Genomic DNA, 11,461 nt, shown 5'->3' on the forward strand with positions numbered 1-11,461 from the left:
GCGTTTCCTTAGATTTCTCTGGTTTCCAGAAGCTGGAAGTCGTTTTGCAGAGGATGCACCTTGCCGAGGCGGATTTCAAGCTCTTGCCCCGGATGTGTGCGCTCGCCGAAGAACTGGCGGCGCGCCCGGACAATCATCTGCTCCTTGGGCATATTGACGGTGACGAAGGCGTCGTTTTCATCAGTGATGACGGCGGGCCACCAGCGGTCGCCCTGCTGCTTGAAGTAGAGCAGCTTCCAGTAGCGGGGCCGGAAGCGCTGTACCTGCCCGGCGGCGTCGAGATGCGCGTTGAGCAGGGGAAGCAGGGTGTCGAGCTCTTCCTTGCTCCAGCGCGGCTTGCCGTCCCGGAGCAGGGAAATGATCTGCGTTTCGTTGATCATATCGGGATAGCGGCGCAGCGGAGACGTGGACGGCGCATACATCGCTTCCCCAAGGCCGGCGTGCGGGCGTGGATTGGTTTCCAGCACGGCGGGGGCCAGCGCTTTGACCACTCGGGCGATTTCAAGGGGCGTCTGCCAGATGCCGGAGAACTCCTTGGGGATGGCGACGTCCTGCGTCCGGTGGAGCAGGGTGACGCCGTGCTCCTTGGCCCATGCTGCCAGCGCTGCGTTGGTCAGGACCATCAGCTCGGAAACGAGCAGGTGGGCCTTGGGCGCGAGCGGATCTTCATCCAGCGAAACGGTGATGCTTTCGCCAGCCCCTTCAAGATTGATCGTGATGTCCGGACGCTCGATGATGACGGCGCCCTTTTCGATGCGGCGCTCCTGATGGGCCCGCGCAAGTTCGAGGGCCTGCCGGAGCTGCTCCAGATAGGGAGACGCCGGGGACTCCCCGCCGTCCAGCGCGGTTTCGCAATCCTCATAGCACAGGTTCGCCGCAAGGCGGGCATAGCCGACGCGCGGTTCGCACGCGGCCACGAGGCCGTCGGCTCCCACGGTGCATTCGATGAGCAGGGAAGGCCGCGTCTTTTGGGCCAGCAGGCTGTAGGCTCCCGTGCCGAGGGCTTCCGGAAGCATGTGGTGGGTGGCTTCCGGCAGATAGATGCTGGTGGCGCGGTTGAAGACCGCCTTGTCCAGCTTCCCCCCGAACGGCCAGCGGAAGGCCGGGCAGGCCAGCGCCAGCGTCAGGTTCCAGCCGCCGTCGGGCCGGGCTTCGATGAAAAAGGCATCGTCCACGTCGCGGGTGGTCGGGGCGTCGATGCTGATGATGGGCCTGTCCGGGAAGGTCGGCTCTTGCCGTTCGTCTTCCGCCGCTTGCGCAAGCAGGGCGTCGAGCTCGTCCCGGTGCTCTTCGCACCAGCCGTTGCCGGGGGCGTATCCGGCCCTGTCCATCCAATAGTTATGGTGCGGCTCCACGAGCCCCCACGCCTGCGCGAGGTAGAGCGGCATGAAGGGATCGTCGGGCAGCCCTTTGACCATGAGTTTCCAGAGTCCGTCGTCTTCCGAGGTCTCGGGATCGGCGATGCGGTTCATGATGGTGCGGCGCAGCCGTTCGCGGACATCGGGGTCCAACGATTCGGCGGCCCGCCCCGGGGACTGCGTGCTTTTCTTCTGATGGATCTCCCACAACAGGCGGATGAAGGCGCTTCCCTTGTTGACCAGCTCTTCACGCCTGCGGGCGGCTTCCAGTTCGGCCATGCGGGTGGCGACGACGCTTTCGGGGTAGACCTCGAAATTCGGCGGATTGAACTTGAAATGGCTCTTGGCCTGCATGAGCGCGTGGCCGCAGGCCGCCACGGCGTCCATATCCGGCTCGCTCATGGCGAGTTCCGCGAACCACTGGGCCGGAGCCTGTTCCACTTCGCCCTGCGCCAGTTCCCAGAGTTCCAGCGGATCGACGTTGGCGACTTCCCGGCGGCTCTTGTGGCGTTCGAGGATTTCCAGCGCCGCGTCGCGGGAGCAGTTCTTTTCGTAGGCCGGGCCGGGCCACGGCAGGATGCGCGCGGCTTGCAGGGCCGTTTCCCGGCGGTTCGGAAGCAACAGGCGGAGCCTGCCGTTCTGTTCCTCCAGCACCCATGCGATCTGGGGCGCGTTGCCCTGCATGAACTCAACCACACACCCCGCGCCGGGGTAACGAACCAAGCCTTGAACCATCTTGAATCCTTCTGTTGCCGGGGGAGGGAAGAGGGAACCTTTCTGGAGAAAGGTTCCCTCTTCCCTCCCCCGAACCCCCTCTCCTTTCCAAGACGTTTACGTTTTGGTACTGGGGAAAGGCGGCGGTCTTTTTTTATCTCATGAAAAGATTCCGTACACACAAGGGCTCCGGAAGGGCTGTAGCCTGAACATTCGCTTCCTTTTTCCCTTACGGAACTCTTGGGAGAGGAAAGGGGGAAATCCTTTATCCGAAAGGCGTTCCTTCCCCTTTCCAATCTTCATTAATGCTTGAACGAACGCTGGCCGGTGAAGACCATCGCCACCTGCGGGGAGGCTTCGTTGACGGCCCCGATGACTTCGTAGTCGCGGAGGGAGCCGCCGGGCTGCGCGATGGCGGTCACGCCCTGCGCGATGCACACGTCCACGCCGTCGCGGAAGGGGAAGAAGCCGTCGGAGACGAGCACCGTACCGGCGAGGCCGCCCTTGGCCTTCTGTGTGTCCGCTTCGATGGCGGCGAGCTGTTCGGCGGCTTCGGCGTCTTCCTTCGCCTTGAGCTTGAGTTCGTAGAGCGTCATGCCGTGGCGGGTAAAGGCCAGCGTGTCCGCATACTTGGTGTACGCCTTGAAGATGGCCAATTCCACGCAGCCCACGCGGTCCTGCTCGCCGGTGCCGATGGCGACCGTGGCACCGTTGTGGGCGAAGATGACCGAGTTGGAGGTCACGCCAGCTTCCACGGCCCACGCGAAGACGAGGTCGTCGGCCTCCTGCGGGGTGGGCTTGCGGGCGGAGACGGTCAGGCCGTCCTTGGTGGTGGCGACCGCCGGGATGAAGTCCGCGGCGGAACGGATGCGGTTCACGAAGGATTGCTGGAGGATGATGCCGCCGTCGGCCATGCTCTTGACGTCAAGGAAAGGAACGCCCGCGAGTTCGCCGAGGCGGGCGAGGGCGGGCAGCTTGAAGATACGGAGGTTTTTGCGTGCGGCGAGTTTTTCGAGCACGCCCTCTTCGAAGTCGGGGGCGGCGACCACTTCAAAATAGTTGGCGGCGATGAGGTCGGCGGCCTGCATGTCCAGCGGGCGGTTGACCACCACGGCCCCGCCGAAGGCGGCGATGCGGTCGCACCAGAAGGCCTTGTCCAGTGCGTCGCCCACGCTTTCCTTGGACCACGCCGCTCCGCAGGGGTTGTTGTGCTTGAGGATGACGGCGGCGGGGCGTTCCGCGAGGTATTGGAGGATGTTGCAGCCGTTGTCCACGTCGGTGAGGTTGGTCTTGCCGGGATGCTTCCCGGCCTGCAGCATCTGGGCTTCGGTGAGGGCGGACATGATGCCCTGCGGACCGCGCCATTCGACGCCGTCGATGGCGAGCTTGCCGGATTCCATCTCATACAGGGCGGCGGGCTGATCGGGGTTTTCGCCGTAACGCAGCCCCTTGGTTTCGCCGTCGATGTGCCATGTGCGTTTTTTGTAGGTGAGCACGGCGTCGCCGAGCGTGATGGTCATGGTGTCCGGGAAGGTGTCCTTCAATACGGTCCGATACATATCTTTGAGGCTGGACATGGCGTCTCCTGAGGTTGGTCGGGTAAAAGCGGATCGGCATTCCCTATCATAACCCGCGCTGACGGGCAAATTCCATTTGAACCCCTTGGCGGATTGGCGTAGCATGTCGCGGGTGTGCGGCAATGGCAAGAGGCGCCGGAAGATGTTCCGCCGCCTTGCCCGAAAGACCGCCGAGGCGCTCATGCCGCCCCTTGCATCCCGTTCGAGGAGGAATCCCCCCTATGGAACAACTTTTGATCAAAATGGCCCGCCAGCTCGATGCGCTGGATGAGGCTTCCCTTTTGGCGCTCTGGGATAAGTACGCCGTCATCGTTTCCCATTTCGAACCCACGAAGCGTTGGGAGGAAGCGGCGCTGGTTTTTTCGTTCATTCAGGCCAAGCGGTGGAAAAACCAGTTGTTCAATTACAGCTGGTCGGCGCAGGTACATCCCGGCGCGGCGTCGCAGCCCGTCGCGGAGCCGGACTTTTTTCTGGACCCGCCAACGGGCAGGCCTGCTCCTGCGAAGCCCAAGCGCAAAGCCGCGATTATCCAGTTCCGCCCGCACCGCAGTCCAGAGAAGGATGCCTCCGAAGAGCCCGGCGGAAAAGGCTGAGGCCGCAGGAAAACCGTTTTTTCCGCCCGATTCACGTTGACGATCCCGCTGAACCTTTGTAGACTCCAAGCTGGATCTTCATGGACTGTTGCGGGCTTCCCCCCAGCGATCCTGACGGATCGGAAACGCGAAGCACAGTGAATACAGGTATCAAGGAGTAACCCATGTCCAATGTGGTGATCGTCGGCGTCCAGTGGGGCGACGAGGGAAAGGGCAAGTTCGTCGATCTTCTGGCTCAGGAGATCGACTATGTGGTCCGCTTTCAGGGCGGAAACAACGCGGGGCATACCGTCATCGTGGACGGCAAGAAAGCCGCGCTCCATCTTGTTCCCTCGGGCATTCTACACGAAGGCAAAATCTGCCTGATCGGAAACGGCGTCGTCCTTGATCCCGTCGTGTTCGTGGAAGAACTCGATACCCTCATCGGGCAGGGCGTGGACGTCTCCCCGAACCGCCTCAAGATCAGCTCGAAGACCCACCTCATCATGCCGTACCACAAGGTGCTGGACAAGGCCCGCGAGAACAAGCTCGAAAAGGGCCAGAAGATCGGGACCACCGGCCGCGGCATCGGGCCCTGCTATGAAGACAAGGTGGGCCGCGTGGGCGTGCGCGCCTCGGATCTGGCCGATCCCGACCTGCTCAAAGCGAAGATCGCCGCCGCCCTCAAGGAAAAGAATGTCCTGTTCACGGCACTGTACGGCATCGACGCTCTGGCCGTGGATGCCGTGTTCGATGAAGTGATGGCCGTCGCGCCGCGCATCATCCCGCATCTGACGGACGTGTCTTCCGAGCTTGAACAGGCGTGGAACGAAGGCAAGAGCGTACTCTTCGAAGGCGCGCAGGGCATCCATCTGGACATCGACCACGGGACGTATCCCTTTGTCACTTCGTCCAATACCGTGTCCGGCAACGCCGCCGCCGGTTCCGGCGTGGGCCCGAACAAGCTCGACCGCATCATCGGCATCCTCAAGGCCTACACCACCCGCGTGGGCGAGGGCCCGTTCCCGACGGAACTCAACGACGCCACCGGAGAACTGCTCCGCACCAGCGGCGGCGAATTCGGCGTGACCACCGGCCGCCCGCGCCGTTGCGGCTGGCAGGACATTCCGGTGCTGCGCGAGAGCGCCCGGCTGAACGGCCTCACCGACGTCGCCCTGACCAAGCTGGATGTGTTGTCCGGTTTTGATACCATTCAGATCTGCGTGGCCTATGAATACAAAGGCAAGCGCATGGACTATCCTCCGCAGGAACAGGGCGCGCTTGACCTCGTGAGCCCGGTTTACGAGTCCATGCCCGGCTGGAAGGAAGACATCACCGCGTGCAAGACGTGGGACGAGCTCCCCGAAGCCGCCCGCGCCTATGTGCAGCGCCTCGAACAGCTTTCCGGCGTGCCGGTCAGCATGGTATCCGTCGGCCCCGACCGCAATCAGACTATTTTCAGATAAGGGGATGGACCGGGGGAGGAACCTTTCTGAAGAAAGGCTTCCTCTCCCGGCCCCTCTTCCAAAGGCTTTCGACCAGTGGGGAGGTTGCTCGACGGCAACCTCCTTTTTCTTTATAGAAAACGTACATCATGTATTTGACTATCCCGTGAAAGTCTTGGGGGATAAGAGGTGCGAGGAAGGCCCCTGCTGTGGGGAATCATGTCTCGCGCGCCATTCCCTAAAAAGGATTTCTTTATGACCATAGCCGTAGCCGTAAGCGGCGGGGCGGACAGCCTGTATGCGATGGCGTCCCTGCAACGTGAATATCCGGGACAGGTGATTGCCTTCCATGCCCTCCAGAAAGAAACCTCGCCGGAGGACGATCCCGTCCCGGGGCTTGAGGCTTCGTGCCGTGCCTTGGGGGTGCCTTTGCATATCCTCGATTTGCAGGAGGCGTTTTTCCGGCAGATCGTCCGGCCTTTCGCGGAGAGTTACGCCCACGGGGAAACGCCCAACCCGTGCGTCCGCTGCAATGCGCTGGTGAAGTTCGGTTTGTGGATGGATGAAGCCCGCAAGCTTGGCGCGGACAGGTTGGCGACCGGTCACTATGTTTCCCTTGCCGAGCATCCCCGTTATGGCATGGCGTTGCATCAGGGGGCTGACGAAGCCAAGGACCAGAGCTATTTTCTTGCCCTGACGCCCATAAGCCGTCTGAAAAACGCGGTGTTTCCCCTTGCCCGCGTCCGCAAGAGCGAGGTCCGCGCCGCGCTTGCGGAGTGGGGACTTTCGGTTCCCCTTCCTCGCGAGAGCCAGGAAATCTGTTTTGTGCCCGACGACGATTACCGCGCCTTCCTCAAGGGGATCGGCGTGCGTCTTCCCGCCGGGGGGCCGATGGTCCTGCTCGACGGGCATGTCGTGGGCAGGCACGGCGGCCTCTGGCAGTATACCGAGGGGCAGCGCCGTGGGCTCGGCGTATCGTGGACGGAGCCGCTGTACGTCATCGGAAAGGATCGTTCCCGCAACGCGCTGCTGCTTGGGACGGCTGATGAGCTTCCCGTCAATGCCTGCGCGGCGGGCGAACTGAATTTCCTTGTCCCCCCGGAACTGTGGCCTCACGAGCTGCGGGTGCGCACCCGGTATCGCCAGAAGGCGGTTCCGGCGGACATCCGTCTGGTGGGCGGCGGCGAGAGCGGCATGGACGCCACTGCCCGGATGCTTATCCGTTTCCATCAGCCGCAGCTCCCCTCCGCCCCCGGCCAGCTCGCCGCCGTTTTCGACGAGCACGGGCATGTGCTCGCTGGGGGAATCATTTGTAAGGAGCGTTAAGGCGGAGGATGAAGAGGCTGGGAGGGGCGGGGAGGCCGCGCGGCGGAAGTTCCTGTCGGGCAGCGGATTAAAGCAAAAGAACGGCTTGCTGGAGAATACCAGCAAGCCGTCTTTGTTTTCCGTAAAACCGGAAAGAGGGATTCGATAAGGTCAAAAGTCTTTGAAGAGGGAGGGAAGGGGGGCCGGTGGAAGGGAGGGGAAAACGTGGGGGCTCCCCCCTTCTCCAGAAAGTTTCCCCCTCCCTTCCACCGGCGTTCCCTTCCTGATAAGGCCCTTGACCCGTATGGCGAGCAATAGTATTTCTTTGCATTACCGCGTACTGTGACGTGTGGACCACGCATGGCGCGACACGAAAGGCTGACAGACACCCCCGCAAGGGGCGTTTCTTTCTAGATGATTTTTGCGAACTATCTCAAGGAGTCCTCATGATCGGCATTTCCAAATTGTACTGCGGGCAGGTGGAGCCTTCCGACGCTCTGCGCTACGGCCGGCATTCCAGCCAGCTCCCTTCCCACCTGCTTCAGTTCTCCGAAGACAAGAAGCCGGTGGTGGTCTGGAACATGACCCGCCGCTGCAACCTCAAGTGCGTGCACTGTTACGCTCAGGCCGTCGATCCTGACGGCAAGGATGAAATCTCCACGGAACAGGGCAAGGCCATCATCTCCGATCTTGCCGCATACGGAGCTCCGGTCATGCTGTTCTCCGGCGGCGAACCGCTGGTCCGTCAGGATTTGCCGGAACTCGCCAGCTACGCCACCGAAAAGGGGATGCGCGCGGTCATCTCGACCAACGGCACCCTGATCACCAAGGAAAAGGCCCGCGAACTCAAGGCGATCAATCTGTCCTATGTGGGCATCTCGCTGGACGGCGCCGAAGAAATCCACGACAAGTTCCGCGGTGTGCCGAACTCCTTCAAGAAGGCGCTTGAGGGCCTCGAAAACTGCAAGGCCGAGGGCCTCAAGGTCGGCCTGCGCTTCACCATCAATAAGCGCAACGTGGTTGAAATCCCCAAAGTCTTCAAGCTGCTGCGCGAACTCGAAGTGCCGCGCATCTGCTTCTACCACCTCGTATACTCCGGCCGCGGCTCCGAAATGATCAAGGAAGACCTCAACCACGCGGAAACCCGTTCCGTGGTCGATCTGATCATGGACGAAACCCGCGCCCTGTTCGACGCCGGGATGCCGAAGGAAGTCCTCACCGTGGACAACCACGCCGACGGTCCCTATGTCTGGATGCGCATGTTGAAGGAAGATCCCAAGCGCGCCGAGGAAGTGTTCCAGCTTCTCCAGTACAACGAGGGCAACAGCTCCGGCCGCGGCATCGGCTGTATCTCGTGGGACGGCAAAGTCCATGCCGACCAGTTCTGGCGCAACCATACCTTCGGCAATGTGCTCGAACGCCCGTTCTCCGAAATCTGGGACGATCCGAACATCGAACTGCTCCACAAGATGAAGAACAAGAAGGCCTATGTGAAGGGACGCTGCGCCTCCTGCCGCTTCCTGAACATCTGCGGCGGCAACTTCCGCTCCCGTGCCGAAGCCTATTACGGCGACGAATGGGCCCAGGATCCCGCCTGTTACCTGACCGACGACGAAATCCGCCGCCCTGAATAAGGGATGGGCGCGGGGAGAGGGCACCTTTCCCCGCGCTTTTGCGGACTGTTTGGAGGGCGGGGAGGCTCGGGCCGCAAGGATGGGAAGCGGTGACTCTCTGGAGGCAGGAACAGCGATGTTCTTGCCTGTTATCATAAAAAGGACAATGTGTTATGAATGAATTTTATCGTGGGCGCCGTCTGCGCCGCAATCCCGTGATCCGTGAAATGGTGCGTGAGACGCAGCTGTCCGCCGCTGACCTTATGATGCTGTATTTTGTGGTGGATACCACGGATGAGGATTTCAAGAAGGAAATCCCGTCCATGCCGGGCCAGTACCAGCTTTCTCTCAAGCAGCTTGAGAAGACCGTGGGCGAAGCCGTGGACGCGGGGCTGCGTTCTCTCATGCTGTTCGGCATCCCCAAGCACAAGGACGCCATCGCCAGCGAAGCCTATGCCCCGAACGGCATCGTGCAGCGCGCCATCCGTATGCTTAAGGCGAAGTGGCCGGATCTGCAGGTTGTGACCGACGTGTGTCTGTGCGAATACACTTCGCACGGTCATTGCGGCATCCTGAAGGAAGGCGACACCTGCGGCGAAGTGGTGAACGATCCCACGTTGGAACTGCTTGCCAAGACCGCCCTCAGCCATGTCGAGGCCGGTGCGGACATGGTGGCGCCTTCCGACATGATGGACGGCCGCATTCTGGCTATCCGCGAAACGCTGGACAAGGCGGGGTATGTGAATACGCCGATCATGTCCTATGCGGTGAAGTACGCCTCCGCGTTCTACGGCCCGTTCCGCGACGCGGCGGAGTCCGCCCCGCATCACGGCGACCGCAAGACCTATCAGATGGACCCCGCCAACGCGATGGAAGGCTTGCGCGAAGCCGCCGCCGACATCGACGAGGGCGCGGACATCGTCATGGTGAAGCCCGCCGGTCCCTATCTGGACGTCATCCGCATGGTGCGCGACAACTTCGACGTGCCTGTCGCCGCCTATCAGGTGAGCGGCGAGTACTCCATGATCAAGGCCGCCGCCATCAACGGCTGGATCGATGAAGAGAGGATTGTTCTGGAGTCGCTGATCGGCATCCGCCGCGCCGGGGCCAAGCTCATCCTGACCTACTACGCCGAAGAAGCCCTCAAGAAAGGATGGGTGCGCTGATGAATTGCCATGAGCCGCCATGCGGCATGGGGCGGGAAGATTCCCGCCCCGGCACCGGACATCCCGGCGGCCACACCGGGCATCCGGGCGGTATGCCCGCCGGTCCGCGCACGCTTGAGGACGGTTCCCCGCTGTGCCGCCTTATCGCGTGGGAAGTGACCCGTTCCTGTAACCTTGCCTGCAAACATTGCCGGGCCGAGGCGCATCCGGAACCCTATCCGGGCGAGCTGTCCACGGAAGAAGCCAAGGCGCTGATCGATACCTTCCCGAGCGTGGGCAACCCGATCATCATCTTCACCGGCGGCGATCCCATGATCCGCCCCGATGTATACGAGCTGATCGCCTATGCGGGTTCCAAGGGCCTGCGCTGCGTGATGTCCCCCAACGGGACGCTCATCACGCCGGAAAACGCCCGCAAGATCAAGGAAGCGGGCGTGCAGCGCTGTTCGATCTCCATCGACGGCTACAACGCCGAGAAACACGATGCGTTCCGCTGTGTGCCCGGCGCGTTCGACGCCACCATGCGCGGCATCGAGTGTCTCAAGGCCGAGGGCGTGGAGTTTCAGATCAACACTACGGTCACTCGGGATAACCTGCATGATTTTAAGAAGATATTCGAACTCTGCGAGCGCATCGGCGCGGCGGCGTGGCATATCTTCCTGCTGGTGCCGATGGGCCGGGCCGCCGAGCTTTCGGATCAGGTGATCACGGCGCAGGAATACGAGGACGTGCTGCACTGGTTCTATGACTTCCGCAAGACGACCTCCATGCACCTCAAGGCTACCTGCGCGCCGCACTACTACCGCATCATGCGCCAGCGCGCCCGCGAGGAAGGCGTCTCCGTAACGTCCGCCACGTTCGGCATGGATGCCATGACGCGCGGCTGTCTCGGCGGCACGGGGTTCTGCTTCATCAGCCATGTGGGGCAGGTTCAGCCGTGCGGGTATCTGACGCTCGACTGCGGCAACGTCCGCACGACGCCGTTCCCGGAAATCTGGCGTAAGTCCAAGCCGTTCCTCCAGTTCCGCGATCAGTCCGAGTATAAGGGCAAGTGCGGCGTCTGCGAGTTCCATAAGGTATGCGGCGGCTGCCGCGCCCGCGCGTGGAGCATGGACGGCGACTACATGGGTGAGGAGCCTCTGTGCACGTACCAGCCCCGCAAAGCGAAGGAGGCGGAATGACGGAAATGACTCTCGACACGATGGACAAGCGCATTCTGGACATCATCCAGACGGATTTTCCGCTGGAGTCCCGGCCTTACGCCATCATTGCGGAGCGTCTCGGCATCACGGAGCAGGAAGCGCTTGATCGCGTGAACGCCCTGCGCAAGTCCCGGCTTATCCGGCGTCTGGGGGCCAACTTCCAGTCGGCCAAACTCGGTTTCCGCTCCACGCTGTGCGCGGCCAAGGTTCCGGAGGACAAGCTGGATGCCTTCATAGCCGAAGTGAACCAGCATGTGGGCGTGACGCACAACTATTTGCGCCGCCATGCCTACAACGTCTGGTTTTCCGCAATCGGCCCCTCGTGGGAGGCCGTGTGCGCCATGCTTGACGACATTACCGCCAAGACGGGCATTCCGATCCTGAATCTGCCCGCCACGAAGCTGTATAAAATTCGCGTTGATTTTCAGATGGAAGAGTAAGACGAATCGGGGGAAGGGAGGGAGAAACTTTCTCTAGAAAGTTTCTCCCTCCCTTCCCCCGGACCCCCT

At 61.9% G+C, this 11,461-nt stretch carries 9 protein-coding genes; 7 read left to right on the forward strand and 2 right to left on the reverse strand.

Annotated elements, in window-relative coordinates; translation table 11 throughout:
• Positions 1–8: 8 nt before the first annotated feature.
• Both T370_RS0111115 and T370_RS0111120 read right to left on the reverse strand, forming a co-directional pair.
• Positions 9–2,093 carry a ribonuclease catalytic domain-containing protein gene (locus tag T370_RS0111115; protein ID WP_029435761.1) on the reverse strand — a complete coding sequence of 695 codons (2,085 nt, stop codon included), beginning with the start codon at positions 2,091–2,093 and terminating at the stop codon, positions 9–11.
• 281 nt (positions 2,094–2,374) lie between these two features.
• A complete protein-coding gene (locus T370_RS0111120; RefSeq protein WP_005025497.1) occupies positions 2,375–3,649 on the reverse strand; it encodes an aicarft/impchase bienzyme in 1,275 nt (424 codons plus the stop codon).
• A gap of 221 nt (positions 3,650–3,870) precedes the next feature.
• Between T370_RS0111120 and T370_RS0111125 the strand changes: the two genes are divergently transcribed.
• The 7 genes from T370_RS0111125 to ahbA all read left to right on the forward strand — a co-directional run bounded on the left by T370_RS0111125 (position 3,871) and on the right by ahbA (position 11,392).
• On the forward strand, positions 3,871–4,242 hold the full coding sequence (locus T370_RS0111125) for a hypothetical protein (protein ID WP_005025499.1): 372 nt from the start codon (positions 3,871–3,873) through the stop codon (positions 4,240–4,242).
• Between the two features lie 164 nt (positions 4,243–4,406).
• On the forward strand, positions 4,407–5,687 hold the full coding sequence (locus T370_RS0111130) for an adenylosuccinate synthase (RefSeq protein ID WP_005025501.1): 1,281 nt from the start codon (positions 4,407–4,409) through the stop codon (positions 5,685–5,687).
• 234 nt (positions 5,688–5,921) lie between these two features.
• Positions 5,922–6,992 carry a tRNA 2-thiouridine(34) synthase MnmA gene (gene mnmA / locus T370_RS0111135; protein ID WP_009733607.1) on the forward strand — a complete coding sequence of 357 codons (1,071 nt, stop codon included), beginning with the start codon at positions 5,922–5,924 and terminating at the stop codon, positions 6,990–6,992.
• 425 nt (positions 6,993–7,417) lie between these two features.
• On the forward strand, positions 7,418–8,605 hold the full coding sequence (ahbC, locus tag T370_RS0111140) for a 12,18-didecarboxysiroheme deacetylase (protein WP_005025505.1): 1,188 nt from the start codon (positions 7,418–7,420) through the stop codon (positions 8,603–8,605).
• 152 nt (positions 8,606–8,757) lie between these two features.
• The gene (gene hemB / locus T370_RS0111145) at positions 8,758–9,750 is read left to right on the forward strand and encodes a porphobilinogen synthase (RefSeq protein WP_005025507.1); all 993 of its coding nucleotides are present in this window, start codon (positions 8,758–8,760) and stop codon (positions 9,748–9,750) included.
• The gene (ahbD, locus tag T370_RS0111150; RefSeq protein ID WP_029435762.1) at positions 9,750–10,931 is read left to right on the forward strand and encodes a heme b synthase; all 1,182 of its coding nucleotides are present in this window, start codon (positions 9,750–9,752) and stop codon (positions 10,929–10,931) included. Before hemB ends, ahbD begins: the two co-directional genes overlap by 1 nt.
• A complete protein-coding gene (gene ahbA / locus T370_RS0111155; RefSeq protein WP_029435763.1) occupies positions 10,928–11,392 on the forward strand; it encodes a siroheme decarboxylase subunit alpha in 465 nt (154 codons plus the stop codon). Before ahbD ends, ahbA begins: the two co-directional genes overlap by 4 nt.
• The last annotated feature ends 69 nt before the right edge of the window (positions 11,393–11,461 follow it).

Source organism: Bilophila wadsworthia ATCC 49260 (assembly GCF_000701705.1).
GTDB lineage: Bacteria > Desulfobacterota > Desulfovibrionia > Desulfovibrionales > Desulfovibrionaceae > Bilophila > Bilophila wadsworthia.

What these genes read in the sequence shown, in the direction of transcription:
- T370_RS0111115 (WP_029435761.1), bottom strand. Translation starts at nt 2,093, where the DNA reads ATGGTTCAAGGCTTGGTTCGTTACCCCGGCGCGGGGTGTGTGGTTGAG.
- T370_RS0111120 (WP_005025497.1), bottom strand. Translation starts at nt 3,649, where the DNA reads ATGTCCAGCCTCAAAGATATGTATCGGACCGTATTGAAGGACACCTTC.
- T370_RS0111125 (WP_005025499.1), top strand. Translation starts at nt 3,871, where the DNA reads ATGGAACAACTTTTGATCAAAATGGCCCGCCAGCTCGATGCGCTGGAT.
- T370_RS0111130 (WP_005025501.1), top strand. Translation starts at nt 4,407, where the DNA reads ATGTCCAATGTGGTGATCGTCGGCGTCCAGTGGGGCGACGAGGGAAAG.
- mnmA (WP_009733607.1), top strand. Translation starts at nt 5,922, where the DNA reads ATGACCATAGCCGTAGCCGTAAGCGGCGGGGCGGACAGCCTGTATGCG.
- ahbC (WP_005025505.1), top strand. Translation starts at nt 7,418, where the DNA reads ATGATCGGCATTTCCAAATTGTACTGCGGGCAGGTGGAGCCTTCCGAC.
- hemB (WP_005025507.1), top strand. Translation starts at nt 8,758, where the DNA reads ATGAATGAATTTTATCGTGGGCGCCGTCTGCGCCGCAATCCCGTGATC.
- ahbD (WP_029435762.1), top strand. Translation starts at nt 9,750, where the DNA reads ATGAATTGCCATGAGCCGCCATGCGGCATGGGGCGGGAAGATTCCCGC.
- ahbA (WP_029435763.1), top strand. Translation starts at nt 10,928, where the DNA reads ATGACGGAAATGACTCTCGACACGATGGACAAGCGCATTCTGGACATC.